Annotated in this window: 23 protein-coding genes and 3 pseudogenes; 9 read left to right on the forward strand and 17 right to left on the reverse strand. The window is 73.3% G+C overall.

Annotation, left to right across the window (positions count from 1 at the left end):
* Positions 1 to 57: 57 nt before the first annotated feature.
* The 4 genes from ACXN5W_RS11750 (at position 58) to ACXN5W_RS11765 (ending at position 3,456) form a co-directional block, all read left to right on the forward strand.
* On the forward strand, positions 58 to 789 hold the full coding sequence (locus tag ACXN5W_RS11750) for a histidine phosphatase family protein (RefSeq protein WP_473158246.1): 732 nt from the start codon (positions 58 to 60) through the stop codon (positions 787 to 789).
* Entirely contained in the window at positions 773 to 1,645 is an 873-nt protein-coding gene (locus ACXN5W_RS11755; RefSeq protein WP_473158247.1) for an NAD(P)H-hydrate dehydratase, read from the forward strand. Before ACXN5W_RS11750 ends, ACXN5W_RS11755 begins: the two co-directional genes overlap by 17 nt.
* A 155-nt stretch (positions 1,646 to 1,800) precedes the next feature.
* Positions 1,801 to 2,325: an RNA polymerase sigma factor gene (locus ACXN5W_RS11760; protein WP_473158248.1), complete on the forward strand. Its 525-nt coding sequence runs from the start codon at positions 1,801 to 1,803 to the stop codon at positions 2,323 to 2,325.
* Positions 2,326 to 2,334: 9 nt separating this feature from the next.
* The gene (locus ACXN5W_RS11765) at positions 2,335 to 3,456 is read left to right on the forward strand and encodes a CU044_5270 family protein (RefSeq protein WP_473158249.1); all 1,122 of its coding nucleotides are present in this window, start codon (positions 2,335 to 2,337) and stop codon (positions 3,454 to 3,456) included.
* A 103-nt stretch (positions 3,457 to 3,559) separates the two neighbouring features.
* On the opposite strand, the gene ACXN5W_RS11770 is transcribed toward ACXN5W_RS11765, so the two are convergent.
* From ACXN5W_RS11770 to ACXN5W_RS11805, 8 genes and pseudogenes are all read right to left on the reverse strand, one after another.
* Positions 3,560 to 4,780, reverse strand: coding sequence for a beta-ketoacyl synthase N-terminal-like domain-containing protein (locus ACXN5W_RS11770; protein WP_473158250.1), 1,221 nt, complete (start codon positions 4,778 to 4,780; stop codon positions 3,560 to 3,562).
* A 212-nt stretch (positions 4,781 to 4,992) separates the two neighbouring features.
* Entirely contained in the window at positions 4,993 to 6,264 is a 1,272-nt protein-coding gene (locus ACXN5W_RS11775) for a beta-ketoacyl-[acyl-carrier-protein] synthase family protein (protein WP_473158251.1), read from the reverse strand.
* A 125-nt stretch (positions 6,265 to 6,389) separates the two neighbouring features.
* Positions 6,390 to 6,764, reverse strand: a pseudogene (locus tag ACXN5W_RS11780) (cupin domain-containing protein); the annotation flags it as partial.
* 172 nt (positions 6,765 to 6,936) lie between these two features.
* A pseudogene (locus ACXN5W_RS11785) lies at positions 6,937 to 7,668 on the reverse strand (SRPBCC family protein); the annotation flags it as partial.
* Between the two features lie 75 nt (positions 7,669 to 7,743).
* The gene (locus ACXN5W_RS11790) at positions 7,744 to 9,129 is read right to left on the reverse strand and encodes an acetyl-CoA carboxylase biotin carboxylase subunit (RefSeq protein WP_473158252.1); all 1,386 of its coding nucleotides are present in this window, start codon (positions 9,127 to 9,129) and stop codon (positions 7,744 to 7,746) included.
* A 24-nt stretch (positions 9,130 to 9,153) separates the two neighbouring features.
* A complete protein-coding gene (locus ACXN5W_RS11795; protein WP_473158253.1) occupies positions 9,154 to 9,702 on the reverse strand; it encodes an acetyl-CoA carboxylase biotin carboxyl carrier protein in 549 nt (182 codons plus the stop codon).
* A complete protein-coding gene (accA, locus tag ACXN5W_RS11800) occupies positions 9,699 to 11,522 on the reverse strand; it encodes an acetyl-CoA carboxylase carboxyl transferase subunit alpha (protein WP_473158254.1) in 1,824 nt (607 codons plus the stop codon). Before accA ends, ACXN5W_RS11795 begins: the two co-directional genes overlap by 4 nt.
* Before the next feature lie 155 nt (positions 11,523 to 11,677).
* Positions 11,678 to 11,995: pseudogene (locus tag ACXN5W_RS11805) on the reverse strand (TcmI family type II polyketide cyclase); the annotation flags it as partial.
* A gap of 499 nt (positions 11,996 to 12,494) precedes the next feature.
* On the opposite strand from ACXN5W_RS11805, the gene ACXN5W_RS11810 reads away from it, so the two are divergent.
* Both ACXN5W_RS11810 and ACXN5W_RS11815 read left to right on the forward strand, forming a co-directional pair.
* Positions 12,495 to 13,235, forward strand: coding sequence for an AfsR/SARP family transcriptional regulator (locus ACXN5W_RS11810; protein WP_473158273.1), 741 nt, complete (start codon positions 12,495 to 12,497; stop codon positions 13,233 to 13,235).
* 268 nt (positions 13,236 to 13,503) lie between these two features.
* Positions 13,504 to 13,968, forward strand: a complete 465-nt coding sequence (locus tag ACXN5W_RS11815) for an SRPBCC family protein (protein ID WP_473158255.1) — start codon at positions 13,504 to 13,506, stop codon at positions 13,966 to 13,968.
* Positions 13,969 to 13,974: 6 nt separating this feature from the next.
* Here the strand turns inward: ACXN5W_RS11815 and ACXN5W_RS11820 are convergent, their stop codons facing one another.
* Positions 13,975 to 14,541 carry a hypothetical protein gene (locus ACXN5W_RS11820; protein ID WP_473158256.1) on the reverse strand — a complete coding sequence of 189 codons (567 nt, stop codon included), beginning with the start codon at positions 14,539 to 14,541 and terminating at the stop codon, positions 13,975 to 13,977.
* Positions 14,542 to 14,735: 194 nt separating this feature from the next.
* Positions 14,736 to 16,043 (reverse strand): FAD-binding protein, encoded by a 1,308-nt coding sequence (locus tag ACXN5W_RS11825; protein WP_473158257.1) that lies wholly within the window; start codon positions 16,041 to 16,043, stop codon positions 14,736 to 14,738.
* Between the two features lie 146 nt (positions 16,044 to 16,189).
* Here ACXN5W_RS11825 and ACXN5W_RS11830 point away from each other — a divergent pair, with 146 nt between their 5' ends.
* Together ACXN5W_RS11830 and ACXN5W_RS11835 are read left to right on the forward strand one after the other, a co-directional pair.
* On the forward strand, positions 16,190 to 16,666 hold the full coding sequence (locus ACXN5W_RS11830) for a hypothetical protein (protein ID WP_473158258.1): 477 nt from the start codon (positions 16,190 to 16,192) through the stop codon (positions 16,664 to 16,666).
* Between the two features lie 169 nt (positions 16,667 to 16,835).
* A complete protein-coding gene (locus ACXN5W_RS11835; RefSeq protein WP_473158259.1) occupies positions 16,836 to 17,501 on the forward strand; it encodes an HAD family hydrolase in 666 nt (221 codons plus the stop codon).
* A 128-nt stretch (positions 17,502 to 17,629) separates the two neighbouring features.
* Here ACXN5W_RS11835 and ACXN5W_RS11840 read toward each other — a convergent pair whose 3' ends face one another.
* The 7 genes from ACXN5W_RS11840 to ACXN5W_RS11870 all read right to left on the reverse strand — a co-directional run bounded on the left by ACXN5W_RS11840 (position 17,630) and on the right by ACXN5W_RS11870 (position 24,500).
* Complete coding sequence (locus tag ACXN5W_RS11840; RefSeq protein ID WP_473158260.1) at positions 17,630 to 18,637, reverse strand: SDR family oxidoreductase; 1,008 nt, start codon at positions 18,635 to 18,637, stop codon at positions 17,630 to 17,632.
* 92 nt (positions 18,638 to 18,729) lie between these two features.
* Positions 18,730 to 19,272: a GNAT family N-acetyltransferase gene (locus tag ACXN5W_RS11845; protein WP_473158261.1), complete on the reverse strand. Its 543-nt coding sequence runs from the start codon at positions 19,270 to 19,272 to the stop codon at positions 18,730 to 18,732.
* Between the two features lie 231 nt (positions 19,273 to 19,503).
* On the reverse strand, positions 19,504 to 20,967 hold the full coding sequence (locus ACXN5W_RS11850) for an arabinofuranosidase catalytic domain-containing protein (protein WP_473158262.1): 1,464 nt from the start codon (positions 20,965 to 20,967) through the stop codon (positions 19,504 to 19,506).
* A gap of 105 nt (positions 20,968 to 21,072) precedes the next feature.
* Positions 21,073 to 21,699, reverse strand: coding sequence for a response regulator transcription factor (locus ACXN5W_RS11855; RefSeq protein ID WP_473158263.1), 627 nt, complete (start codon positions 21,697 to 21,699; stop codon positions 21,073 to 21,075).
* The gene (locus ACXN5W_RS11860) at positions 21,696 to 22,925 is read right to left on the reverse strand and encodes a sensor histidine kinase (protein WP_473158264.1); all 1,230 of its coding nucleotides are present in this window, start codon (positions 22,923 to 22,925) and stop codon (positions 21,696 to 21,698) included. The genes ACXN5W_RS11855 and ACXN5W_RS11860 overlap by 4 nt, the downstream gene beginning before the upstream one ends.
* Before the next feature lie 4 nt (positions 22,926 to 22,929).
* Positions 22,930 to 23,571: an ABA4-like family protein gene (locus tag ACXN5W_RS11865; protein ID WP_473158265.1), complete on the reverse strand. Its 642-nt coding sequence runs from the start codon at positions 23,569 to 23,571 to the stop codon at positions 22,930 to 22,932.
* The gene (locus ACXN5W_RS11870) at positions 23,568 to 24,500 is read right to left on the reverse strand and encodes a hypothetical protein (protein ID WP_473158266.1); all 933 of its coding nucleotides are present in this window, start codon (positions 24,498 to 24,500) and stop codon (positions 23,568 to 23,570) included. Before ACXN5W_RS11870 ends, ACXN5W_RS11865 begins: the two co-directional genes overlap by 4 nt.
* Positions 24,501 to 24,946: 446 nt before the next feature.
* On the opposite strand from ACXN5W_RS11870, the gene ACXN5W_RS11875 reads away from it, so the two are divergent.
* Positions 24,947 to 26,668 (forward strand): cellulose binding domain-containing protein, encoded by a 1,722-nt coding sequence (locus tag ACXN5W_RS11875; protein WP_473158267.1) that lies wholly within the window; start codon positions 24,947 to 24,949, stop codon positions 26,666 to 26,668.
* Positions 26,669 to 26,733 lie beyond the last annotated feature (65 nt).

The following is a 26,733-nucleotide window of genomic DNA, read 5'->3' on the forward strand; positions in this document are numbered from 1 at the left end:
AGCCACCGTCGACCGGACCCCGTTAGGGCGGCCCGGCGGCAGGGTAGGGGATCCGGCATGGCGGAACTGGACCAGCTGTGGATCGTCCGGCACGGTGAGAGCGTCGGCAACGTTGCGGCGGCCCGGGCCGAGGCCGACGGGGTGGAACTGATCGACCTGGCCGACCGGGACGCGGACGTACCGCTGTCGCCGTTGGGTCGGGAACAGGCCGCGGCGACCGGGCGGTGGCTGACCGGCCTCCCCCCGGACGACCGGCCCACCGTGGCCGTGGTGTCGCCGTACCGGCGGACGGCGCAGACCGCCGAGGCGACCCTGGCCGGTACGGACATCGCGGCCAGCGTGGACGAGCGGCTGCGGGACCGGGAGCTGGGCATCCTGGATCTGCTGACCGGCCGGGGCGTCCGGGCCCGCTATCCCGACGAGGCGGCCCGGCGGACCCGGTTGGGCAAGTTCTACTACCGACCGCCCGGCGGGGAATCCTGGGCCGACGTGGCGCTGCGGCTACGCGCCCTGCTCGGCGACCTGCGCCGCGACCACGCCGGGGAACGGGTCATCCTGTTCGGCCACGAGGCGATCGTGCTGCTGCTTCGTTATCTGGTGGACGGGCTGGACGAGTCGTCGCTGATGGAGATCGCCCGATCCACCACCGTGGCCAACTGCTCGGTGACCGGCTGGTCCGCCGACCGGTCGGGAACGCTGCGCCTGGTCACCTTCAACAACGTCGACCACCTGCGTCGGGAGAACACCACCGCCACCCGGGAGGAAGAGGTCGATGCCGAACCGGTCTGAGCCACGGATCATCACCCCGGGACTGCTGCGCGACTGGGCACTGCCGATGCCGGACGGCGGCAAGGGCGCCCGGGGCACCGTCCTGGTCGTCGGCGGGTCACGGTTCACCCCCGGTGCCGTGCTGCTGGCCGGGCTGGCCGCGCTGCGGGCCGGTGCCGGCGTACTGCAACTCGCGGTCGCCGGGTCGACGGCCACCGCACTCAGCATCGAGGTGCCCGAGGCGCTGGTCATCGGCCTGGCCGAGACCGACGACGGCGCCGTGGCCGGGCGGCCCGACGACCGGCTGGCCGACCTGGTGGGCCGGGCGGACGCGATCACCGTCGGCCCCGGTCTCAACGACATCGACGAGACCACCGCGCTGCTGCGGCACGTGCTGGCCGCCGCCCGCCCGGAGACCGCGTTGCTGCTCGACGCCTACGCGCTGGGGGCACTCAGCCACGAACCGGAGCTGCTCGCCGGCCGGAAGGCGCCCGCCGTGCTCACCCCGAACCTGACCGAGGCGGAACACCTGCTGGGCCGGGAGCCCGGCCCCGACCCCGACGCCGACGCGGCCGAGCTGGCCCGCCGGTACGGCAGCGTCGTGTCGCTGCGCAGCCACATCGCCACCCCGGACGGGGAATCGTGGCGGGAGGAGAGCGGCGACACCGGGTTGGGCACCTCGGGCAGCGGTGACGTGCTGGCCGGGATCCTGACCGGGCTGCTCGGTCGGGGCGCCGAACCGGCCCAGGCGGCCTGCTGGGCCGCCTGGGTACACGCGGTGAGCGGTCAGCGGCTCGCCCCCCGGTACGGCCGGCTCGGCTTCCTGGCCCGGGAACTGCTCGACGAGGTGCCACACACCCTCGCGCAGCTCGCCTGACAGCGGGTGAAAGGAAGGGCCCCCTTTTATCGTTTTCTGGGGTACAGGGGGCCCCTGTTAACGACGCCGGCGCCTCGCACCGCTCCCGATCGGTAATCATCGCCGCCCCGGCGACACAAGCCAGGGTGATGGTCGCCGAGACACGAGGAGTTCGGATGGGTCCACCGGACCGGCGCGACGAGGACTGGTTCACCACGCTCTACACCGCGCACTTCCCGTACGTCGTCAACTACGGCCGGCGCCGACTGGTCGACCCGGAGGCGGCGGCGGAGCTGGCCCAGGAGGTCTTCATGGTCGCCTGGCGCCGACGCGCCGAGGTGCCCGACGCGGGCCTGCCCTGGCTGTACGGGGTGGCTCGGCGGCTGCTGGCCAACCACTGGCGGAGTCGGCGGTCCGCCCCGGAGCCGACGACGTACGGCGAACCGACCGTACCCGGCGCGGACGCGGGGGTGGCGGTCGCCGATGTGCGCGCGGCGCTGGCCACCCTCGCCGAGCCGGACCAGGAACTCCTCCGGCTGATCGGCTGGGAGGAACTGACGGTCGCCGAGGCCGCCACCGTACTCGGCTGCACCCGCACCGCTGCGGCGGTCCGGCTGCACCGCGCTCGTCGACGACTGGCCCACGCCCTGACCAAACCCACCCGCTTCCCTGTACCGGTGACCGCACCGGCCCGTCGCTGAGAGGTTCCCATGTTCGGAGAAGAGCACATCCGTACCCTGCTCAAGCCCGCCGATCCGGTCCTGGGCGCGACCGAGGTGCCGTACCGGCTCTCGGCGCGGGACCTGATCGTCCGGGCCGAGTCCACGCCCGCGCGGGAGGTCTCGCGACGGTACGCCCGGCCGAACCGCCGCCTGGTGCTGGCCGCCGGCGCCCTGGCCGCGGTGACTGTCGCGGCTGGCGGCGCGGCCGTCCTCGACCGGGGCCCCCATGGCGGACCGGGCCGGATCGCCGATCCGGACCTGGCCGATCCGGACCCGGCAGATCCGGGGCCAGCCGATCCGGGGCCGGGAGGCGGTGTTCTGGTGCCGATCGCCTACTCGGCCGACACCGGCGGCACGGCCGCCGCGACCAAGCTGCGGGAGCTGGCCGACCGGGTCGGCGCCGCGCCGTACGACAACCACACCGGCGGGTACGCGTACCACCGGACCAGGGCCTGGGGGGACCCGGTGCTGACCTCCCCCGAGGGGTACAGCGTGGCCTACGCCGACGAGACGCGGACCTGGCAGCGGGCCGACGGCACGGGTTGGCAGCGGGTCCGGCGGCTGGAGCCGGAGTATCCCGACGCCGCCTCCCGGGACTACTGGCAGCGCCACCTGCCGGTCGAGAAGACGGCCGGCCCGTCGGGTCCCGGCACGCGACCCGGCGGTCCCGATGTTGCCGCCAGCCGGCCCGGCATTTCCGGCGGCGGGCCGGTCGGGGATCCGCTGCCACCGCTCGACATCCCGCCGCTGCCGACCGACCGGGCCGGGCTGGCAGACCTGCTCGACGTCCGGTATGGCGGTGGTTCCGTGGGCAAGCCGGTCGTCACCGTCTTCTCCCGCCACGTCGTCCCCCGTGCCACCCGGGCGGAAATCCTCCGGGTCCTCGCCGACGTGCCGGGGCTGCGCTGGCGCGGCACGGTGACCGACCGGGCCGGCCGGACCGGGGTGGCCGTCACGTTCGACGATCGGGAACACCACCAGCAGACTGTGCTGGTGTTCGACCCGCAGACCGGCGGACTGCTGGCACATGAGTTGCTGACCGCCACGCCCATCCGGCTCAGCCTGTACCTGCTGATCCTGGAAACCGACCGCACCGACCGACTCGGCTGACCCCACCGGCGCGGCACGGCTCGACCCGGCGCGGCACGGCTCGACCCGGTGGTTAACAGGGGGCCCTTCCTATACCGAAAACGATAAGAAGGTGCCCTTCCTTTCATCGCTGGGTCCAGGCGCGGAGCAGGACCGCGCTGTTGAACCCGTCGTAGCCGCGGGCGCAGACCAGGGCCGTGTCGCCGCGAGGGCGGCGCGGTTCCCGGACGAAGTCCAGCTCGCAGCCGGGTGCCGGCCGGTCCAGACCGGCCGTGGCCGGCAGCAGGTTGTGGCGCAGCGCCAGCAGGGCGGTGGCCACGTCCAGCGCCGAACCGCCCTGGTGGGCCCGCCCGGTGAGGGGTTTCTGGGTACTCACCGGCGGGGTGGTCGGACCGAACACCGACCGCAGCGCCCGCGCCTCGGCCCGGTCGTACCCGGGAACACCGAGCGCGTCCGGCACCACCAGGGCGACCTCGGCGGGCCGTACGCCGGCCCGGCGCACCGCCAGTTCCATCGCGCGGGCGTAGTGTCCGGCGCCGGGCTCACCGTCGGGGTCGGTGTGCCGGGCGTCGTGCGTGGCGCCCCAGCCCAGCACCTCGCCGTAGATCACCGGCGCGCCCCGGGACCGGGCGTGCGCCAGGTCCTCCACCACGAAGACCGCGCCGCCCTCCGCCGGAACGTAGCCGCCGGCCGCGACGTCGAACGGCCGGTACGCGCGGTCCGGGTCGGTCGCCGTGCTGAGCAGCCCGTTGCGCAGGTGACAGGTCAGCGCGTACGGGCTGAGCGGGCACTCGGTGCCGCCGGCGATCACCACGGGGGTGCCCCGGCGGATGGTACGGACCGCGTGCGCCAGGCTGTCCAGCCCGCCGGCCGCCTCGGTGGCCAGCACCCCGCACGGGCCCTTGAACTGGTGCGCGATGGACAGCTGTCCGACGCTGGCCGCGTAGAACCAGGCGATCGACTGGTACGCCCCGACGGTGCGCGCCGGTTGACTCCACAGCCGCTGCAACTCGCGCTGCCCGAACAGGTTGCCCCCGGACGAGCTGGCCAGGGTGACCGCCACCGAGTACGGGTCGCCGCCCGGCCCGGTGAGCCCGGCGTCGGCCAGCGCCAGCCGGGTGGCGGCGAACCCGAGGTGGGTCCACCGGTCGGTCTGGACGATCCGCCGGTTGTCGGTCCAGGCGTGTGGATCGAAGTCGGCCACCTCACCGGCCAGGGTGACCGGGTACGGCGTCGCGTCGAACAGGGTGATCGGGGCGATCCGGTGTTCCCCGGCGAGCACCCGCTTCCAGTGCTGGTCGGCGCCGACGCCGGTCGGTGCCACCACGCCGATGCCGGTGATCACCGCCCGGGGACCGTCCGGATCCGCCCGACCGTCCCGACCATCTCGACCCGCCCGACCGTCCCGACCCGTGCGACCGTCCCGAGCTGTGCGACCGTCCCGAGCCGTGCGACCCGTGCGACCGTCCCGAGCGTCCGGCACCGCACCCGCCGCACCGCCGGTACCACCGCCGGCCCCGGCCCCGCCAGCGGTCACCGCCGCACCCCCGCCACCGGTCACCGGACCGGCTCCGGGCTGCGGCGGAACACCATCGCGGACTGGAACCCGCCGAACCCGCTGCCCACCGACAGCGCCACCTCGACGGCCACCTCGCGGGCCGTGTTGGGTACGTAGTCCAGGTCGCACTCGGGATCCCGGTTGGCCCAGTTGGCGGTGGGCGGCACCACGCCGGTGTCGATGGCCAGCGCGCAGGCCGCCATCTCGATCGAGCCGATGGCGCCCAGCGAGTGGCCCACCATCGACTTGAGGGAGCTGATCGGCACGTCGTACGCGGCCGGGCCGAGGGCGCGCTTGAGGGCGGCGGTCTCGTGCCGGTCGTTCTGCCGGGTGCCGGAGCCGTGCGCGCTGACGTACGACACCGCGGTCGGGTCCAGCCGGGCCTGGTCGAGGGCGTCGGTGATGGCCAACGCCATCTCCACCCCGTCCGGCCGCAGCCCGGTCATGTGATAGCCGTTGCTGCGGCTGGCGTACCCGGCCACGGTGCAGTAGATCCGGGCTCCCCGGCGGCGGGCGTGGGACAGTTCCTCCAGCACCAGTACGGCGGCGCCCTCGGCCAGCACGAACCCGCTGCGGTCCCGGTCGAACGGCCGGGAGGCGTGCGCCGGGTCGGCGTTCTCGGCGGTGGTGGCGCGGATCGCGTCGAACGACGCCACGGTGACCGGTGAGATGGGACTGTCCGAGGCGCCGGCGATCACCACGTCGGCCTCGCCGTCCGCGACGAGCTGCTGCGCGTACCCGATGGCGTCGATCCCGGAGGTGCAGCCGGTGGAGACCACCTGCGCCGGACCGTGCAGGCCGTACCGGCAGGCCACGTCGGCGGCCAGGCTGCTGGGCACCAGCGCCGGATACAGGTGTGGTGTGGTCCGGGCCGGGTCCACCAGCCAGCGCCGCCCGGAGTCGCTGCACGCCACGTACTCCCGTTCCAGCGCGGTGGTGCCGCCGACCGCCGAGCCGAGCACCACGCCGGCGCGTTCCCGCGCCGAGTCGGTCAGTTCCAACCCGCTGTCCATCAGCGCCTCCCGGGTGGCGGCCAGGGCGAACTGGACGTACCGGTCGCAGCGCCGCACCTCGTCGGCGGTGAGTCCGGCGGCGGCCGGATCGAAGTCGCACTCGGCGGCGATCTGGGAGCGGAACGGCGCCGGGTCGAACAGGGTGATCCGCCGGGTGGCGGTCCGGCCAGCCGTGACGGTGGCCCAGAACTCGTCCCGGGTGCCGCCGCCGGGTGCCACCACCCCCACCCCGGTCACCACCACCTGCCGCCCGGTCACGGCGACGCCTCCACGGCGACGGCCGGACCCGGCGCACCCGCCGTCGCCGGTGCGCCGGCCGCACCCGCCGGGCCCGGTCCGACCGGCGCAGGTGGTACGCCGGGAGCCGGCACCGGAGCGGTGGTCTCGGTGTCGACGTGCCCGAGTTCCGGGCGGGGCGCCAGCGGACCCAGTTGGAAGACCACCTCGGCCGGCTCGGTGCCGATGTTGCGCAGCCGGTGCCGGGTGCCGATCGGGATGTGCAGGGCCTCGCCGGAGCCGATCGGCACCGGCACGTCGTCCAGGTCCACCACTATCGCGCCGTGCGCGACGTACAGGAACTCCTCGCTGTACGGGTGGTAGTGCTCGGCGATCCGCTCGCCCGGCCGCAGGTTCGCCACCCCCATGAAACCGGAGGTGCTGCCCACGGTCCGGGGACCGAGCAGGACCCGCAGCTCCGCGCCGCGTCGCCGGTCGGCCGGGATGTCCCGGGCCGCCACCACACCCGGCCGGTCACTCATCGCCGGCTCCCGGGTCCGCAGCAGCCGACGCGCCCCGGCCAGCGGCGACCGGCGCACCTTGACCGGCGATGCCCGACGCGCTCCGGTCCGCGATGCCCGCCACGTCCTGGTCGGTGCCGCCCTGGTCGGCGGTGGCCGGCGTCGGCGGGCCGGACCGGGCCGTCGGTACCCGGTCGCCAGCCGCCCGCTGCCGGGCGAGGCGCTCGATCCGCTGCCGGATGATGTCCAGCTGCACCCGGCTGTTGGCGTTGATCCGGTCGGTCATCTGCGCGTCGTTCACCGGGGCCTCGGGCCGCAGCGCGAAGTCCTGCACCCAGGTCATCCGGGTCCCGCCGGGCTCCTCGGTGTAGCGCCAGTGGATCCGCATGTGCGCGAAGGGACCGGTCTCCACCCGGTGTGCCCGGACCTCCCGGCGGTCCCGGTCGGCGGTGCGTTCGCTGACCCAGCTCCACGACACGCCGTTCTCGTCCGGAAACATGGTGAGCCGGAACAACACCGTGTCGCCGGTACGCCGCAGCACCTCCACGGCCGCGTACTCGGTGAACAGGGTGGGCCAGCCGGCCACGTCGTTGGTCAGCTCCCAGACCAGGTCGAAAGGCGCGTCGATCAGCACCGAGTTCTCGGTGTGTCCGGGCGGCGGACCCGCGCCGTCGGTCTGCCGCGCCACCAGCTCGGCGATCTCCGCGATGCTCAGCAGGATGGCCTCCTCGGGCAGCGACACGCCGTAGCGGTCCGCGACCACCGCTTGGAGTTCGAGCAGGGCGAGCGAGTCCATGCCCAGGTCGGCCAGGGAGGCGGTCGGAGCCGCGTCCGCCGCCTCGGCGTCCAGTCCGCAGTGCCGGACCAGGATCGCGGTGATGTCGACCGGGCTTGCCGCCGGTCGGGACGATTGTTCGAGCGTCATGGCTCCTCCATAGGAATGCGCGCCGGGTACCGGCTGGTGGATCGGGACTGCGCGCCGGATACCGCCGGCTCCGGGTCAGGACTGCGCGGCGGACGGCGGCGGCGCCGGCGGCGGGCCGGCGGTCAGCCGGTCGACCAGCCCGGTCGAGTAACGCCCCTTGCGGAAGGCCGCGTCGTCGAGGATCCGCCGCAGGAACGGGATGGTGGTACGGAGGCCGGGGCCGGCGACGCGGAACTCGTGCAGCGCGCGGTCCATCCGGTCGATCGCCAACTCACGCTCGGGCGCCCAGGTCAGCACCTTGGCGAGCAGCGAGTCGTAGTGCGGGGTGACGACGTAGCCGGGAAAACCGTGGGTGTCGACCCGGGTGAACGGCCCGGCGGGCGGCTGGAAGACCTCCAGCCGGCCGGCGGTGGGCAGGAAGGCGCGGTCCGGATCCTCGACGTTGACCCGGCACTCGACGGCGAATCCCCGGGTGACCACGTCTGCCTGGGTCAGCCGCAGCGGGCCGCCGCTGGCCACGTGCAGCTGCTCGCGTACCAGGTCGACGCCGGTGATCATTTCGGTGACCGGGTGTTCGACCTGGATCCGGCAGTTCGCCTCGATGAAGTGGAACCGCTCCGCCTCGTCGACCAGGAACTCGAAGGTGCCCACCCCGGTGTAGCCGACCGCCTCGGCGCCGTGCAGCGCGGCGGCTTCGAGCGCCGCCAGGGTCGTGGCCGACAGGGCCGGCGCCGGCCCCTCCTCCACCAGTTTCTGGTGCCGCCGCTGTACCGAGCACTCGCGGGTGCCGAGGTGGACGGCCGCGCCGTACCCGTCCCGCAGGAGTTGCACCTCCACGTGCCGGGCCGGGTTGAGGTACCGCTCGACGTACACCCGGTCGTCGCCGAAGACGGCCTGGGCCGTTGCCCGGGTCCGGGCGTACGCCCCGGGCAGCTCGGCCGGCGTCCCGACCACCGCCATCCCCCGGCCGCCACCACCGGCGGCGCACTTGAGCATCACCGGGTAGCCGATCGCCTCGGCGGCCCGCCGGGCCTCGGCCAGGCTGGCCAGCGTGTCGGCGCTGCCCGGCGGCACCGGCAGCCCGGCGCGGCGCATCAGGGCCAGCGCCCGGGACTTGTCACCGAGCGCCCGGACCACCTCCGGGTCCGGACCGATGAACACCAGTCCGTTGTCGGCGCAGATCTCCGCGAAGTCGGCGTCCTCGGCCAGGAACCCGTAACCCGGATGCACCGCCTCGGCACCGGTTCGCCGGGCCGCCTCGATGATGGCCGCCACGTTCAGATAGCTGTGCCGGCTGGGCGCCGGCCCGATCCGCACCGCCTCGTCGGCCAGCCGGACCACCGCCGAGTCGTCGTCGGCCGACGAGTGCACGGCCACGGTCCGGATGCCCAGCTCGCGGCAGGTCCGGGCGATCCGTACCGCGATCTCCCCCCGGTTGGCGATCAGCACCTTCTCGAACATCCGCCCGCCCCGTTCCCGTCCTCGTCACACCGGCGCCAGCGCGATCAGCGGCTGGCCGTACTCCACCGGCTGGCCGTCGCCGACCAGCAGGTCCAGCACCCGGCCCGGCTGGCCGGCGGTCACCTCGTTCATCAACTTCATGGCCTCGACGACGCCGATCACCTGGTCCGGACCCACCACATCGCCGACCGTCACGAACGGCGGCTTGCCCGGCTCGGGTGAGCGGTAGAAGGTGCCGACCATCGGCGACGCCACCACGTGCGATCCGGCTCCGCTGACCGGGCCGTCCGCCGTCGGGACGACGCCGGCTCCGAACCGGCCGGTCCCGGGAGCGGGTACGCCGTCCGTACCCGCCCCGGGTCCGACCAGCGCCGGGCCCTGCCACTCGATCTCCAACGCGGCGTCCCCCCGACGTACGGAGATCCGGCGCAACGGCCCGGACACCTCTGCCACCAGCTCGCGGGCCTGCGCCCGCAGCTCGGCCAGCACCCCGTCCACCCGCACCCCGTCGACCTGCGCCCCGTCGACCTGGATCCCGTCGACCTGGATCCCGTCGACCGGCGGCCCGGTCATGACCGTCCCCCGCCGCGCTGACCGGGCAGGCCAGCGCCGCCGGCACCCGGAGCGACCGGCGGTGGACCGGCCGTGGCCGGCGGGGCGTAGCTGCGGAAGCGCCGGGTCCGCCGCCGCACCAGCTCGTCGGCCGGTACGTCGAGCAGCGGCCGAAGTGCCGCGATCAGTGCGGCCCGCAGCAGGTCGGCGGCGGCCACCGGATCGGCGTGCGCCCCACCGGGCGGCTCGGCCACGATCCCGTCCACCACACCGAGCCGGAGCAGATCCGGGGCGGTCATCCGGAGCGCCGTCGCGGCACGGGGTGCCGCCGACCGGTCGTCCCAGAGGATGGCGGCGCAACCCTCCGGGCTGATCACCGAGTAGACCGTGTTGCGCAGCAGCAGCACCGTGTCGGCCACCGCGAGCGCGAGCGCGCCGCCGCTGCCGCCCTCGCCGGTGACCACCGCGACGGTCGGGATCCGCAGCCCCGACATCGTCCGGATGCTCTCGGCGATGGCGGCGGCCTGCCCCTCACGTTCGGCCGCGAGGCCCGGGTGGGCGCCCGGGGTGTCGACGAGGGTTACCAGCGGCAACCTGAGCCGGGCGGCCAGCCGCATGATCCGGGTCGCCTTCCGGTGGCCGGCCGGGCTGGCCATCCCGAAGTTGCGGGCCAGCAGCTCGGCCGTGTCGTGCCCCTTCTGGTGGCCGATCACCGCCACCCGCAGGTCACCGAGCCGGGCCAACCCGCCGACCACCGCCGGACAGTCCGCGCCGGCCCGGTCGCCGCGCAACTCGATGAACCCGTCGAAGGCGGTGGCCAGGTAGTCCAGCGTGGTCGGCCGGCGGCTGTCCCGGGCCAGCCGCACGGTGTCCCAGGCCGGCGTCCCGCCAGCCGGTCCGGCCGGTACCCCCGGAAACATCCCGTCCGGCACGGCCTCCGGACCGGCGCCGACCCGGACGGGCGGAGCGGACGTGGCCGTCCGGCCCGATGTCGCCGACGGGCCGGACCCCATCGGCTCGGCAGCGGTGGCCGGGTTGGCGGGGGCGGAGGCGCCGAGCAGCGCGGCCAGCACCGGGCGGAGCTGCCGCCGGGGTACGACCATGTCGACGTGGCCGTGTTCGAGCAGGAAGTCCGCGGTCTGGAAGCCCTCCGGCAGTTCCTGGCCCAGGGTCTGCCGGATCACCCGTGGGCCGGCGAAGCCCATCCGTGCCCCGCTCTCGGCCACGATCACATCGCTCGCCGTGGCGAAGGAGGCCGCCACGCCGCCGTAGGTGGGGTCGGTGATCACGCTGACCGTGAGCAGTCCGGCCGACCGGAGCGCGTCCATCGCCTGCACGGTGGCCGCCATCTGCATCAGCGACAGGGCGCCCTCCTGCATCCGGGCGCCACCGGAGGCGGTCACCACCACGTACGGCAGGCGGCGGGCCAGGGCGTGGTCGGCAGCCCGGCTGACCAGTTCGCCGGTGGCCGCGCCGAGGCTGCCGCCGAGGAACCGGAAGTCCATCACGGCGAGCACCACCGGGTGGCCGCCGATCCGGGCCTGGACGCAGTGGACCGCCTCGGTCAACCCGGTGGCCGCACGGGCCGCGGCCAGCCGGCGCGGATACGGCACCCGGTCGACGAAGTCGAGCCGGTCGTGCGGGCCCAGGTCAGCCGGCAGCGGATCGACGGTACCGGGATCGGTCAGGTGTTCGATCCGCTCCGCCGCGGTCAGCCGGCGATGGTCGCCGCATTCCGGGCAGACGTCGAGGTTGCGCCGCAACCGCTTGCGGTAGAGCAGCGCGGTGCAGGCCGCGCAGCGTACCCAGCTCGGTCGCTCGACGCCGGGATGGGCCGTCACGACGTCGACCCGGTCGGTTGTGACCCGGTCGGTGCCCCTGGCGCGGCGGGTCCGGAGCCGACCGGCGACGCCGGGTCGGCGAGCGTTCCGGCCAGACCGACCGACCCCGTCGCCGGCCCGGACCGGTCCGCCGGTGCCCGCGCCGTGGGGGCGGTGGGCGCATCCCAGTGATAGAAGCATTCCGCCATGGCGTCCCGGGGCGACCGCCAGGTCGGCAGGTACGGCGAGATGTACGGCCGAAGCCGTTGGCTGACCCGGGCGAACTCGGGATGGTCCGCCCCCCGGCCCACCGCGACGGACGCCGGGTCGACGGTCTCCAGCAGGTGCAGGTAGAGGTCGCCGAGCTGGTACAGCGAGCGGTGCCGCACCCCCACCACGCCGGGCAGGTCGGTGCGGTCGGACTCCGCGAAGATCTCGGCTACCCGGCCGGCCGCGTCCGGCGCGATCCTGGCCACGATGAGCGCACGATGCATCTGTCCCCCCAGCCTCGACGGTCCCCGGCGACGGCCCGGTCCCGGCGTGGAGTCGGTGCCTCCGGGTCGGGCCGTGCCGTGGCTGGGTCGAGCGTGCGGGCCGGGCTGTCACCGGCCTGTCACAGCGGACTCACAGGTTTCCGGAGATCGTGACGCTCCGATGACGCCCGCCTTGGAGGATCCGGGTGGCACCAGCCGGACGGCGAGGAGTTTCAGCAGCTCAAGGCCGGTTCTTCCGACACACCGGGAGGGGTCGGATGGGCAACCTGCCCATTGACGCACTGTAGCCCGGTAGATAACGTTTGTTATCTTTTGGTGGTTGACGCCCGACCCGGGATCGGATCGGTGACAGCGGTGTCCCGGCCCAGTCCGCCTGGGTGGGTTCGCCGACCGGGTTCCGGTGCGGGGGGTTTCAGCCGTGAGTTCTGGAAAGACCACGACCAGGAACACCGCGCAGTCGTTACCCGGTCCGAGAACGGCACCGCCGGGCGTACGCCTGATGCTGCTCGGCGGGTTCCGGCTGCTCGACCGGGGACGTCCGCTGGTCGTACCGCGTGGTTTGCAGCGGGTGCTCGCGCTGGTCGCGCTCCGACCGGGCTCGACCCGCGCGCACCTGTCCGGCCTGCTGTGGCCGGACACCTCGGAGGGTCGGGCGCTGTCCTGCCTGCGTACGGCGCTGTGGCGGATCCGGCAGGACCGGTGCTGTCCGCTGGTGGTGTCCGGTGGCACGGTCCGGCTGGATCCGCTGGTGGAGGTGGACGTCGACGAGTTGGTCCAGACCGCCGAGCGGGTGACTGCGGGCCAGGACCCCCGACCGGCCACCCGGGTGCTCTCGGCCGGCCGGCACGACCTGCTGCCCGGCTGGTACGACGACTGGGTGCTGCTGGAACGCGAGCGACTGCGACAGTTGCGCCTGCACATGCTGGAGGAGGTGGCGCGGGCGCACCTGCGGGGCGGTGAGCACGGCGCCGCGTTGCAGGCGGCACTGGAGGCGATGTCGGCCGAGCCGCTGCGCGAGACGCCGCACCGGCTGATCGTGCAGATCCACCTGGCGGAGGGCAACGCCTACGAGGCGCTGCACGCCTTCTACGTCTACCGGGACCTGCTGCGCCGCGAACTCCAACTGGAACCCTCGGCGACGATGTGCGCGCTGGTCGACGACGTACTCGCGCCGATCCGGTCCCCCGGCCGGCCGGGCGGCGACCGGGAGGCCGGACGGCGACCACCCGACGGCTCGTGAACCCCGTTCGACCGAACCGCGACGCGGGACCGCCGGACCAGGTACGCGGCAGCGGGCCCGGACCGGGCAGCGAGGCATACTGCGCGGCCCGGATCGGGCAGCGAGGCATATTGCGTCGAATCTTTCGTCGTTTCGACACCCATCCGACGGGTATCGAACAGGTACCGGCGGCGTCGATCCGAGGGCGTGCACCGGCCGCCGGCGGGTTTGCCGATCCGCCGGCCGGGCATCGAAAAACCGAACCCGTTCAGCTCATGAGGAGGTTCCCTTGTCCACCATTACCGAGTCGATCGACGTGAACGTCCCGGTCAGTACCGCGTACAACCAGTGGACCCAGTTCGAGTCCTTCCCGGAGTTCATGGGTGGCGTCGAGTCCATCACCCAGCTGAACGACCGGCGTACCCACTGGGTCACCAAGATCGCGGGCGTCAAGCGGGAGTTCGACGCAGAGATCACCGAGCAGCACCCCGACGAGCGGGTCGCCTGGAAGAGCCTCGACGGTGACACCACGCACGCCGGCGTGGTCACCTTCCACCGGCTGACCGACGGCCAGACCCGGGTCACCATCCAGCTCGACTGGCAACCCGAGGGCCTGGTGGAGAAGGCCGGCGACGTCGTGGGCGCCGACGACCGGCAGGTCAAGGCCGACGCCAAGCGCTTCAAGGAGTTCATCGAGAAGCGCGGCGCCGAAACCGGCAGCTGGCGCGGAGACGTACCGCGGCCCGGTCAGTGACCGACCCTACGCGCATCGGCGTCGCTGGCCCCGGCCGGCGGCGCCGATCCGCGTAGGCCGGCTCCCGTCCAGCGGCCGGGCCCGCAACAGGGTCGCCCACCAGGGCCGGGACCGCACCCGCGCACCGGGTACGCCGCGCAGGCTCACCCAGCCACCCGGGCCCATCCGGACCGAGCCGATCGCCGGCCGCCGACGTACCGCGGTCGCGACGCTGACCGCCACGGCGAGCGCGCCGACCATGCCGGCCGCCGCGCCGACGACCTGCCGCAGGTCCACCACCGGCCGGTACCGGATCTCGTCACCGACCCGGACGAAGGCGCCAACCGGCCGTCCCCGGTAGCTGACCGGCACCAGGGCCGTCGGGTCCGGTCCCGGCAGCAGACACACCGACCAGCCCGGTGCGCCCGCCGGGTCCACGGGTCCGTTCCCAACCGGTTCCCGGGTACGCCCGTCCGCCGCACCGGTGCGCTGTCCGGCATCCGCCGGCTCCGGTTCGGGCCGGACCGGCGGCGCGGGACGCGGTACGGGAACGATCAGCGGAGCGGGACCGGTCGGATTGAAGATCGCGGTCATCGAGGGCCTCCCATCGTCCGGCATCCAGCCCCAGCGGCGGGTGACGAAGCCGTCCAGGTCCTTCGTACCCGGCCCGGCCACCCGCCCGGCAGGGCCGGACGGCCCGGTTCCGCCGGTCGACCGGCTCAGCCGGGCCGCTCCCCCACCGTCCGTCCGGACTCCCGGCGGCGCGCTACCCCGGGTTCGGCGGCGCGCTACCGGCCCACCGGGGTGCCGGCGGCGGTCCCGGTCCGCCCCGCCGGGGTGCCGGCCAGCCAGCGGTCCACCAGGTCGTTGCGGAACGTGCCGGTCGGGTCGTACCGCTGGACCAGCGCGGCGAAGTCGGCCAGCCGCTCGTACGAGCCCGCCGGGTCCAGGTCGAACACCTTGCCCCAGTGCGGCCGGGCGGACAGTGGCGCGAGCCGCTCCTCGACGTCGGCCAGCACCGGCGCCACCGCGGCGGCGTCGGGCACCCAGGTGAAGTGCACGGCCGACGTGTCCCGGCCGTACATCGGACTGAGCCACAGCTCGTCGGCGGCGATCGTGCGGATCTCGCTCACCTGCAGGACGGCGGCGATCCGGTCGTGGATTCCGTCGAGCGCCGCCAGCGCCTCGACCAGCCGGTCACGCGGCAGCAGGAACTCCGACTGCAGCTCGGCTCCGGCGCTCGGGGTGAATTCGAGCCGGAAGTGCGGCAGCCGGGCGTGCCACGGGCCCGGTACGCCGCCCTGCCGGGTGCAGGCCGCCGGGTCGACACCGGGTACCGGGTGACGCGGGCCGGTGGCGGCGGTCGCGCCGAACCAGTTCGGGCCGGGTTCCGGCCGCCCGTCGTCGGCCCGCCGCTTGAGCCACGCGGTACCGAAGTTCCCGCTGGTCCAGTCGGTGAACAGGCTCACGCTGTAGCCGTCGGCGAAGATCTCCGCCCAGTGCTCGTCCACCATCGACCGGGGCAGGTCGTCGAAGACGTACTGCTTGATCTCGTAGGTCGGTTCGATGTCCAGCCACAGCCGGCTGACCACGCCGAGGCGGCCCAGTCCGACGACCGCGCCCGGGAAGTCCGGCTGGCCGCGGCGCAGGACCCGCGCCGCACCGTCCGCGGTGACCAGTTCCAGTGCGGACACCGCCGTGGCCAGGCTGCCGTTGCGGTCACCGGAGCCGTGGGTGCCGGTGGCGCAGGAGCCGGCGACCGAGATGTGGGGCAGCGAGGCCAGGTTGGGCAGCGCGAAGCCGGCCGTGTGCAGCTGGACGGCCAACTCGCCGTACCGGACCCCGGCGGCGACCGAGACGGTACGGTCGGCCGGGTCGATCTCGATCCCGGACGGCAGGTCGGACAGCGACACCAGCTCGCCGTCGGTGTCGGCGATCCGGTTGAACGAGTGCCCGCTGCCCAGCGTCCGCAGCCGGATCCCGGCGGCACTCCGGCTGCCCACCAGGTCGCACAGCTGCGCCACCGAGGTCGGCCGGTGCAGCCGGCGGGTGCTGAACTCCACGTTGCCGGCCCAGTTGGTGATGGCCGTGGTCATCCGGCGCCTCCCGATTGTCGCGGTCCACCACGCTACCCCGACCCGGCCGGGTCGGCATCGATCAGCGGGCCACCGGGTACCTGGAGCACGGACAACAACCGGTTGCGGACCACACCCATCCGAGATCGACATCGAGGAGTACGCCCATGAGCACCTACCGGGACCCCGCGGCGAGCGGCGACGTGTACCCGTCCGAGGAGGAGATCGATCCCACCGACGTCGGCTACCAGCCGGCCGCCGGGGACGGCACTGCGCTGTCCGGCGGCGGGAACCCGGCGGCGGACCTTGGAGCAGCGCCGGACTCAGGGACGATGGTTGACCCGAGGGTGGTGCCGGCGACGGTGGCGGCTGGGCGCGTCATTGGACCACCTCACGGATCTGCCCCGGGGACGATGGCCCGCGCGGCTTCGGTGTCGTCGGCCGGTTCACGGTCGATCGTCACCCATCACGCCGACGGGTCCACCGAGGTGGTGACCGACCTGGACGGTGACGGCGTGGCCGACATCGTCCAGATCGACCTCGACGGCGACGGCGTACCCGACGTCACGTACCTGGACGCCGACCACGACGGACGGCTCGACACCGTGCTCGGCGCCGACGGCGCACCCCGGCCCAGCCGGTGAGCCCGCCCGGGGACGCGCCGCCCGGCCCGGCAGCCCAGCAGTCTGGCGGCGCAGCAGCACGGCGGCGCACCAGCCTGGCGGCCCGGCGGCGCGGCACTGGCGGCGCAGCAGCCCGGCGGCGCGGCAGCACGGGCGCCGCGGGGCTGCCGCCGGGGTCTAGGATCGCGACGTGTACCGGGCGGTGCTGCTGGACGTGTACGGGACGCTGGTGCGCGATGACGAGGCGTGGCTGACCGAGGTCGCCGCCGTGGTCGCCGAGCTGGCCGGGGTCGATCCGGCCGCTGTCGCCGCAGAGTGGTCGGCGCGGATCTGGGCGATGGCCGACGCCGCCCACGGTCCCGATTTCCGCCGGCTGGCGGAGCTGAACGTCCACAGCCTCGAGGAGACCGCGACCCACTTCGGGGTACGGGTCGACGCCGATCAGCTGTATCGGCGGCAGATCGGGTCGGAGCGCCAACCGCCGCTGTTCGTCGACAGCCTTCCGTTCCTGTCCGCCCTCGACCTGCCGGTCTGCCTGGTCTCCGACGCCGATCGGGGCAGCCTGGAAGCCGTCCTCGACCACCACGGCATCACGGTTGCCGGCGTGGTGACCAGCGAGGACGCCCGCGCCTACAAGCCACGTCCCGAGCCGTTCCGGCTGGCCCTGCGGCGGCTGGGCGTGGCCGCCGGCGACGTCATCCACGTCGGCGACTCCCCGGCGACGGATCTCGTCGGAGCGGCCCGGCTGGGAATCGACACGGCCTTCGTCCGGCGCGACGACCGCCGCCTTCCCGCACACCTGACGGCCACCCACACCGTGGACACGTTGACCGCGCTGCTGCCGATCCTCGGCTGACCCGGTCCCACCCACGCCGTCGGACCCGGGCCGACACCGGCGGACCCGACCGGTGTCGAACCGCCGGCCCCGGCCCGCGCTGTCGGAAGCCGTGCCGCCCGGTCCGAGGTATCGGCGGCCTGCCCGGATCAGTGCCGGGCTCGCCGCCAGGACCAGGCGGCCAGGCCGCCGAGCAGCGCGACGGAGGCGCCCAGCAGCCCGTGGTGTTGTGAGGCCCAGAGCTGAACGCTGCGGTCGGTGGCCTTCGCGTCGAACGATCCGTGCGCGCCCTCGTCGGTCCCGGGCGCGGCGTCGGCCGGCCGCCACAGGTTCTCCCGGACCCGGTGATCGACCTGGTCGGTCTGCTGGGACTGGAAACCGGTGCGGGCGAGATACCGATCGAGCAGGCCGGGTGCCACGGCGTTGGCCAGCAGCGTGCCGGCGGTGGACGCGCCGACCCAGTACTCCCGGCGGCGCGGATGGTCGGCGGCGTAGACCACGGCCCTGGCGGCCACCTCGGGCTGGTAGATCGGCGGCACCGGTTGCGGGTGCCGGGGCAGCCGGGACAGCACCCAGTCGAACTGTGGTGTGTTCACCGCCGGCATCTGCACCATCGTCACCCGGACCCGACTGCGGTCGTGCAGCAGCTCGCAGCGCAGCGACTCGTGGAAGCCCTGGACGGCGTGCTTCGCACCGCAGTACGCGCTCTGCAGGGGAATGCCCCGGTACGCCAGGGCCGAGCCGACCTGCACGATCGTCCCCCGGTCCCGGGGACGCATCCGCCGCAGCGCCGCCCGGGTGCCGTTGACATATCCGAAGTAGGTGACCTGGGTGGCGCGCTCGAACTCCTCGGGGGTGATCTCGAGGAACGGCGCGAAGACCGACGAGAACGCGACGTTGACCCACACGTCCACGGGACCGAGCCGATCCTCGATGGTGCTCGCGGCGGCCTCCACCGCCTCGTGGTCGGCCATGTCGACCGACAGCGGTAACGCGGCCCGGCCGCTCTTACGGACCTCGGCCGCCGCCTCCTCCAGCCCGTCCTCGCCCCGCGCGAGCAGGGCGACGTCCGAGCCGGTGTCCGCGAACCGCCTGGCTGTCGCCCGACCGATCCCGCCGCTTGCGCCGGTGACCACCACGATGCGTCGTTCCCGCATGGAAACTCCTTCCCTCGCCCCCTCGGTGCCCAGGGCGGGGGGTGGGAAAACCCGACTGTCCGGGACAGCCCGGCGGAATCGCCGAACGCTGGTCAGCCCTCGGGGGCGGCGAGTTCCCAGATGACGGTCAGACCGGACTCACCGGGCGCCTCGGGTTGACCCTCGACCCGGGCGACCTCGGTGAAACCCGCCTTGGCCGCGACCCGGGCCGAGGCGGCATTCCGTACGTCGTGCCGGATCGCCGCCCGGTCGATGCCGGGCATGGTCAGCGCGACGCGGCCGAGGGACCGGGCCAGCGCCGTCGCATGGCCCCGCCCGGTGTGGTCGGTGTGGATCCAGTAGCCGATCTCCAGAATTCCGGGACCCATCCGGGTCATCAACCCGCAGGACCCGATCAGCTCACCGACCGTGGTGAAGACCGCGTACGAATAGGCGGTACCCGCCGACCACTGGGCGTCGGCCAGCGTCAGGAACGTCCGGGCGTCCTCGACGCCGTAGCCGTCGTGTGCCCAGGGCATGAACGGCGTCAGCTCCGGCAGCGAGGCCCGTACCGCGTCGGCCAGCTCGTCGACCCACGCCGGCTCCCAGCGCTTGAGCACCACGTCGCCCGCGTTGATCATCTCAGGTACGTCCACCACCCGATCCTGCCGTCCGCACGGACAGGACGGCAAACCGATATGGCTCCGGTCAGCAGACCGGGACGGCCCACGACCGCAACCACGGACCGGACGGCCGACCGACCGGAACGGCTCCCGGCCGGGAAGATGCGGGCCGGGAGCCGTTCCAGGGGGATGGATCGCGGGTGTCCCGGGGTGTGCGGTCGGGTCGCGCCTTCGGACGACCGCACACCCACCGGGACGGGCCGGTCAGGTACGCCGGCTCCACTGCTGGTTGGCGCCGCCGTTGCAGGCCCACAGGATGATCTTCGTCCCGTTGGCCGTACCCGCGCCGTTGGCGTCCAGACACAGGCCGGACTGCTGACCCGTGATGGTGCCGTTGGAGTTGACGTTCCACTGCTGGTTGGTGCCGCCGTTGCAGTCCCAGATGATCACCGTGGTGCCGTTGGTCGTGCCCTTGCCATTGGCGTCCAGGCACTTGTTGCCGTACACCTGCAACTGCCGGCTGGAGGTGTAGGTCCACGCCTGGCCGGCCGATCCGTTGCAGTCCCACAGCTGGGTCTGGGTGCCGTTGGTGGTGGACGAGTTCGGCACCTCGAGGCAGCGACCGGACTGGCCGCCCACGATCCGCTGGGCGCCGGACGGCGGCGTGCTGGTGGCCGCGTACCCGGCGGCCGTGAGGTTGGCCTGCACCGCGTCCTCGGTGGCGTCCGACGGGTAACCGGAGGTCATCACGCCCTCGTAGAACGTGCCGGCGGAACTCTTGCTGTTGTCACCGCCGATGCCGAGGATGATGGCGCCTTCCTTCTTCATCGGGTTGTAACCCGACACGCTGGGGCGCGCCCCGTTGTAGAAGGTGGACAGGCCGCCGGACTGCGCGTTACCACCCCGGATCGCCCAGTGGTTCGGCTCGCCCTTGACGATGGCGGTCAGGAACCGGTGGCTGATGCTCGGGTCGTTCGGGTTGTTCTTCGGGTTGAGGCCGGAGAACAGCCCGTTCTCCAGGTCGGCCATGATCCACGGGCCGCTGCCCGACCCGGAGCCCCAGAAACTGAGGTTGCCGAAGTAGATGGCCTCCATGTGGCCGTTGCCGTTGTCCAGGTTGTTCGTCTCGGCGTTGCCGTAGTCGAAGCAGCAGCCGCCGTTGTAGTGCGTGCCGTCGAAGATGGCGTACATCCCCTCCGGCTGGTCACCGGTGGCGACGCCGCTGGTCCGGTTGTTCCGGTAGCCGGTGCCGGGCGCGACGAACACCCCGTACGCCTTCTGGCCGCCGACCGTGACCGGCGCGTCGGTCGCGTTGGCGAGGTTGTCCGGGCCGCCGGCCGCGCCGCCGCCGGGCGCCTGGGTCAGGTGGTTACCCCGGCCGGACTGGTCGTAGATGATGGTGATGAAGCAGGTCGTACCAGCGCAGAACGAGTCCTGGGTGGCGGCGTTCGCCACGCCGCCCGCGCTGACCGGGGCGATGTCCCGGGTGGTGTTGTCCGAGGAGCGTCGCACCTGGTACAGCGAGCCGGTGTACGCGCCGTACAACGCCCGGGTGGTGCTGTGCGCGGCCACACACGGCGTACCGCCCGAGGCGTAGATGTCGCAGGGCCCGGTGGTGGCCGCCTCCGCAGCCGGCGCGGACAGGACCGTGGCTCCCACGCTGGCCGCGAGCAGGGCCAGCGGCACCCAAGCCGCCGCCAGTCGGCGGCCGATCTTTCCACGGCTCATCTAATTCCTCCGTTGAGGCTACGGGAATGTGAACGATAACATCGACGATCAGCATCGTATTTACATTCGCGGGTGTCAACGCCTCGCCGCCCGCCGGCCGTGCGCTCACGCACCCCGGGCGAGCAGCGCCAGCCGTACCCGGTTGGGACTGTTGGTCTTGGTCATCAGGCTGGTGATGTGGGTCTTGACCGTGGTGACGCCGATGTGCAACCGGTCCGCGATCTCGGTGTTGGACAACCCGTCGGCGACCAGGTTCAGCACCTCGCGTTCGCGCGAGGTCAGGCCCTCGACGGGGCGCGGTGTCTCGACCCGGGCCCGCACGGCGCGCTGGACCAGACGCCGCAGCACCTCCGGGCTGAACGGGCTGTCGCCCGCCGCGGCCCGGCGGATCCCGTCGAGCAGTTCGGTGGGAGGCGCGTCCTTGAGCAGGAATCCACACGCGCCGGCGGTCAGCGCGGGATAGAGATGGTCGTCGTCGCCGAAGGTGGTCAGCACCAGGACCCGGACGGCCGGTCGATCGGCGAGGATCCGGCTGGTCGCGGTGATCCCGTCCACGCCCGGCATCCGCAGGTCCATCACGACCACATCGGGGACGAGCCGGGCCGCGAGCGGGACCGCGTCGCGACCGTTGTCGGCCTCGCCCACCACCTCCATGTCGGGCTGTGCCTCGCAGAGCATCCGCAGACCCGCGCGGATCAGATGCTGGTCGTCGACCAGCAGGACCCGGATCACCCCAACTCCCCCGCCGGCTGCGGCACGGCCGGCCCCGACGGCCGGTCGACGCCGTCCCGGGTGGCGGCGGGCAGGACGGTACGGACCCGCCAGCCCGCACCCGCCGGACCGGCCTCCAGCCGTCCACCGAGCACCTCCGCCCGCTCCCGCATCCCGGTGATGCCGTGCCCGCCACCGGGCGGCACCGGCACCGGCACCGAGCCGCCGCCGTCGTCCGAGACCTCCCAGTGGACGGCCCCGTCGACCACCGAGACCGACAGCCGGGCCAGCGTCGACGTGCCGGCGTGCTTGGCCACGTTGGTCAGCGCCTCCTGGGTCAGGCGCAGCACCGCCAGGCCACGGACCGCGTCGAGCGAGCCGACCGCCGCGTCGAGGTCGGCCTGCACCGTGATCCCGGCCTGACGAGCCCGGTCGACCGCCGCGTCGAGCGCGGCCGGCAACGCCGAGGGTTCGATGGCGGTCAGCGCGGCGTCCCCGCGTACCCCGGCGGGGTCGCGCAGCACCGCGACCAGCCGGCGCAGGTCAGCCAGGGCCGCGGTGCCGGTGCCGTGCACGTCGTCGAACACCTCGGCCACGCGCGGATCCAGATCGGTGAACACGTGCCGGGCCACGCCGACCCGCAGCACCATCGACGCCACGTGGTGCGCGACCACGTCGTGCAACTCGCGGGCGATCGCGCTGCGCTCGTCGGCCCGGGCCGCCCGGCTCTCCGACTCGTACCGGCGCTGCTCCGCCAGGGCCCGCTCCTCGGCCTGCCGGCCGAGTTCCCGGCTGGCCCGGACGACCAGGCCCAGCAGCAGCGGCACGCCGACCTCCACGGTCAGGCCGTAGACACCGGACAGGAACCGCCGGAACGGGTCGCCGATCGAGTCGCTCAGATCCACCGCGGCCAGCAGGCCGACGCCCAGCCAGACGATCCGGGTCCCCCGCGCCGACATGACCAGCTCCAGCAGCGCCCAACTGGCGCCCACCTGGTTGATCGTCCTGTCGTCGAGAACCTGGATCGCCACCGCCAGCAGCGCGGCCTGCCCGATCAGGTTGATCGGCAGCCGCCGGTGGCACAGCGGCGCGATGGCGAACGCGAGCAGCGCGAGGACCCACTGCCAGCCGGTCGGCGCGTGCCCGGCGTGGTTGCCGAGGAGCAGATAGCCGAGACCGCTGAGGTCCAGCAGCAGCAGCCGGACCAGCGTGTCCCGCGCGTCGAACACCCGCCCCAGCAGCCGCATCGGTTCAGCCTAGGTGCTGCTGTCGGCGAGCCGGAGGGGCCGCCGGGCCGCCGGTCGACGCCGGCCGGTCTGACCCCGCCCGCTGATCGTTCGACGCCGGTCGGTCTGACCCCGCCCGCTGGTCGTTCGACGCCGGTCGGTCTGACCCCGCCCGTTCACCGTTCGACGCCGGCCGGGCCGACGGCGTCCGTTCGCTGGGGTACGCGGACCGGTCCGGGGCCGACGGTGCCGGTTCGCGCCATCCCGTCCGGACCGCGAGGTATCCGGCCAGGCCGATCGGTCCGAACAGGATCGTCAGCAGCAGCACCGGAGCCATGACCAGCGCCGGCACCCCCCGTTTGCGGCTGTCGATCCAGGCCCACCGGCCGGTGAACAGGTCGAAGGCGATCAGGTGGGCCCACGCCGCCGCCGCGCCGGTCGGGGTGCCGAGCAGGTCACGGACGCCCTCCAGGCTCGGCGATGTGACGGCGGGCAGCACCTGTCCGAGTGCCAGGACGACCAGGACCGCGTAGATCGCCAGCACCGGCAGCACGATGAGCGGCGAGCCGATGATCCGGGCGGTCCAGGACCACCGTGGCACCACGATCATCAACGCCCAGAACGGCGCGGCCACCGCGAAGGTCAGGCCGAACAGGATGACGGTCATGCCGCGAGCGCCAGTTCCGGGCGCCGCCGGCGAGCCAGCACCGCCCCGGCGGCGACGGCGGTGGCGCCCAGCAGGATCGCGGCGGCGGCCAGCGTCGGGCCGTCCGGACGCAGCAACGGCTGCCCGCGCAGGGCCTGCCAGGTCAGCAGGATCGTGAGTACGCCGTAGCCGGCGCCCGCGACCGCCAGCAGCCGAGCGCGGGTCTGCTCGTCCAGCCGGGTGAACCGGGTCAGCAGGATCGCCAGGATCGGCAGTGCCTGCAGGGCGTGCAGGCCGACGAAGTGGCCGATCCGCAGGTCTCCACCGACGGTGCTCCAGCCGACCAGCGGCAGGCCCGGCCCGCCGTCCGCGACGCCCACGCTGTGCGAGCCGGTGATCCCCGCCGGCGTCGGGGCGTGGCCGGGTAGCACCATCGGGACCGCCGCCAGCATGCCCAGCAGGGACAGGCCCAGTCCGAGCGCGACCGCCCGAGCGGCGGCCCGGTCCGTGATCCGCTGGCGCAACACCGCCGTCCCGAGCACGAGGTGCGCCAGGAAGAGCAGCATGATCGACGTGCCCATGAGCTGGAACAGGGCGGCGTTGAGCGGGGTGGTCTCGTTGAAGTGGCTGGTGGTACCGCGCAGCACCTGCCCGACGATCAGCACCATCTCGGTCAGCCCCAGCACGGCGATGATGGTGCCAGCCCAGTCCGCCACCCGGCTACGTCGGGGCAGCAGGGAGATCATCCAGGCGAGCGTGCTGGCGTACACCGCGAGCGAGACGGAGAACTTGAACGGTTTCAGCCAGATCGGTGCGCCGGTGAGGACCCGGGAGTCGGCGACGAGGCCGACGGCGCAGACGATGGTCAGCACCGCCATGGTCGAGGCGAACAGCATCAGCGGCCGGTGCCGGCGCACCGCGCGGCGCGGCCGAACAACTGTGGTGGTCATGTCGTAGATGCTTCCGGCGTCGCCCCCTGGCGGCGTCCGACCGCGAGCCGTAGTCGCGGCCCCCGGTCGGAGCCACGCCTCCACCCTGGGTAGGAGACCGGGGCGGCACGGCGGACCACGGATCCGGTCCCGCGCGGGGCGGCCGCCGCGCGACGGGGCCGGCCGTATTGCTATTCCAGACCCGACCTGAGATTCTTGTTCATCGATGGCGGGCCCGCTCACCGGGCGACCACTGGACGGGGCGGACCGGTCATTTCGGCCTGGCGCATGTGGACACCGGTGCGCGCGAAACACCAGGGACGACCCCGAGCCGGCCGGCCCGGATTCCGGTGGCGGCCTCACCCTGTTCGGAGCGCGGGCGCGACATGGTCTGCGATCCGAGGATGTTAGCGCTAACCACCGAGACCCGCAGGCGATCGGCCAGGACTTGATCAAGGAGTGAAGTCATGTTGTTGACGCGGCGATCCCACCCGTGGCGACGGGTGTTCCTGCTGACCCAGGCAAGCCTGCTGACCCTCCTGGCGACCGGGCTCGTGGTCGTCGGGCGGTCGGCGTCGCAGGCCGCCCCCAACAACGTGGTGAGCACGCCGCCCATGGGCTGGGCATCGTGGAACAGCTTCGCCGCGAAGATCAACTACGGCGTCATCAAGCAGCAGACGGACGCCCTGGTCTCCTCCGGCCTGGCGGCCGCCGGCTACCAGTACGTCAACATCGACGAGGGCTGGTGGCAGGGTACCCGTGACTCGGCCGGCAACATCACCGTCGACACCAACGAGTGGCCCGGCGGGATGAAGGCGATCGCCGACTACATCCACAGCAAGGGCCTCAAGGCCGGCATCTACACCGACGCCGGCCGGGACGGCTGCGGGTACTACTACCCGACCGGCCGGCCCGCCGCACCGGGCAGCGGCAGCGAGGGCCACTACGACCAGGACTTCCTGCAGTTCTCGAAGTGGGGCTTCGACTTCGTGAAGGTGGACTGGTGCGGTGGCCAGGCGGAGGGGCTGAACGCGCGCAACGCCTACCAGTCGATCAGCGACTCGATCGCCCGCGCCACCGCGCAGACCGGCCGCCCGATGGTCCTGTCGATCTGCAACTGGGGTGTCGCCAACCCGTGGGACTGGGCACCGGGCATGTCGACCATGTGGCGGACCAGCCAGGACATCATCTACTACGGCCAGAGCCCGTCCATGAGTCGGGTGCTGGGAAACTTCGACTCCGCGCAGCACCCTGCCGCGCAGAGCCCGGGTCACTACAACGATCCCGACATGCTCGTCGTGGGCATGCCCGGTTTCTCCGCCGCGCAGAACCGCACCCATCTGGGCCTGTGGGCCATCTCGGGGGCGCCGTTGCTGGCCGGCAACAACCTCGCCACGATGAGCGCTGAGACCGCGGGGATCCTGGGCAACCGCGAGGTCATCGCCATCAACCAGGATCCGCTGGGCCGGCAGGGCACCAAGGTCGCCGAGGACCGGTCCGGCCTGCAGGTCTACAGCAAGATCCTCACCGGTCAGGACCGGCGGGCCGTCCTGCTGCTCAACCGGACCGGCGGCACCGCCGACATCACCGTCCGCTGGTCCAACCTGGGTCTCACCGGTACGGCCAGCGTTCGCAACGCCTGGACCGGGACCAACCTGGGCACGTTCTCCTCCGGTTACACCACCTCGGTGCCCGCGAACGAGGCGGTGCTGCTCACCGTCGCCGCGTCGACCGGCGGCCCGACCACGCCACCACCGACCACCGCGCCGCCCACCACGGCACCGCCCACCACGGCGCCACCGACCACCGCACCGCCCACCACCGCACCGCCCACCACGACGCCACCCACCAGCCCGCCACCGAGCCAGTCCGGCGCCTGCGAGGTCGGCTACACGACGAACGCCTGGAACACCGGACTCACCGCCAGCATCCGGATCACCAACCGCGGCTCGTCGGCGATCAACGGCTGGGCGCTGGCGTTCACCCTGCCGGGCGGCCAGACCATCACCAGCGGCTGGAACGCCACGTACACCGGTTCCAGCGGTCAGATAACCGCCCGAAACGTGTCCTACAACGGCGCGCTGGCCGCCGGCGGGTCCGTCGACATCGGCTTCCAGGCCACCCACACCGGCAACACGGCCGCGCCCACCTCGTTCACCCTCAACGGCGCCACCTGCTCCATCGCCTGACCTCGTCAGGCGCCACGCCGGCCGAGGGCGGGAGCGAGCGGGAGGTCCCGGGCAGGAGCGGTGGG

Source organism: Plantactinospora sp. A48, assembly GCF_055793945.1.

Bases quoted from the DNA above. Each gene is read 5' to 3' on its own strand.
- ACXN5W_RS11760 (WP_473158248.1), top strand. From the start codon at position 1,801: ATGGGTCCACCGGACCGGCGCGACGAGGACTGGTTCACCACGCTCTAC.
- ACXN5W_RS11830 (WP_473158258.1), top strand. From the start codon at position 16,190: ATGAGCACCTACCGGGACCCCGCGGCGAGCGGCGACGTGTACCCGTCC.
- ACXN5W_RS11850 (WP_473158262.1), bottom strand. From the start codon at position 20,967: ATGAGCCGTGGAAAGATCGGCCGCCGACTGGCGGCGGCTTGGGTGCCG.
- ACXN5W_RS11865 (WP_473158265.1), bottom strand. From the start codon at position 23,571: ATGACCGTCATCCTGTTCGGCCTGACCTTCGCGGTGGCCGCGCCGTTC.
- ACXN5W_RS11875 (WP_473158267.1), top strand. From the start codon at position 24,947: ATGTTGTTGACGCGGCGATCCCACCCGTGGCGACGGGTGTTCCTGCTG.
- ACXN5W_RS11840 (WP_473158260.1), bottom strand. From the start codon at position 18,637: ATGCGGGAACGACGCATCGTGGTGGTCACCGGCGCAAGCGGCGGGATC.
- ACXN5W_RS11795 (WP_473158253.1), bottom strand. From the start codon at position 9,702: ATGACCGGGCCGCCGGTCGACGGGATCCAGGTCGACGGGATCCAGGTC.
- ACXN5W_RS11790 (WP_473158252.1), bottom strand. From the start codon at position 9,129: ATGTTCGAGAAGGTGCTGATCGCCAACCGGGGGGAGATCGCGGTACGG.
- ACXN5W_RS11825 (WP_473158257.1), bottom strand. From the start codon at position 16,043: ATGACCACGGCCATCACCAACTGGGCCGGCAACGTGGAGTTCAGCACC.
- ACXN5W_RS11755 (WP_473158247.1), top strand. From the start codon at position 773: ATGCCGAACCGGTCTGAGCCACGGATCATCACCCCGGGACTGCTGCGC.
- ACXN5W_RS11810 (WP_473158273.1), top strand. From the start codon at position 12,495: ATGCTGCTCGGCGGGTTCCGGCTGCTCGACCGGGGACGTCCGCTGGTC.
- ACXN5W_RS11750 (WP_473158246.1), top strand. From the start codon at position 58: ATGGCGGAACTGGACCAGCTGTGGATCGTCCGGCACGGTGAGAGCGTC.
- ACXN5W_RS11860 (WP_473158264.1), bottom strand. From the start codon at position 22,925: ATGCGGCTGCTGGGGCGGGTGTTCGACGCGCGGGACACGCTGGTCCGG.
- ACXN5W_RS11820 (WP_473158256.1), bottom strand. From the start codon at position 14,541: ATGACCGCGATCTTCAATCCGACCGGTCCCGCTCCGCTGATCGTTCCC.
- ACXN5W_RS11765 (WP_473158249.1), top strand. From the start codon at position 2,335: ATGTTCGGAGAAGAGCACATCCGTACCCTGCTCAAGCCCGCCGATCCG.
- ACXN5W_RS11870 (WP_473158266.1), bottom strand. From the start codon at position 24,500: ATGACCACCACAGTTGTTCGGCCGCGCCGCGCGGTGCGCCGGCACCGG.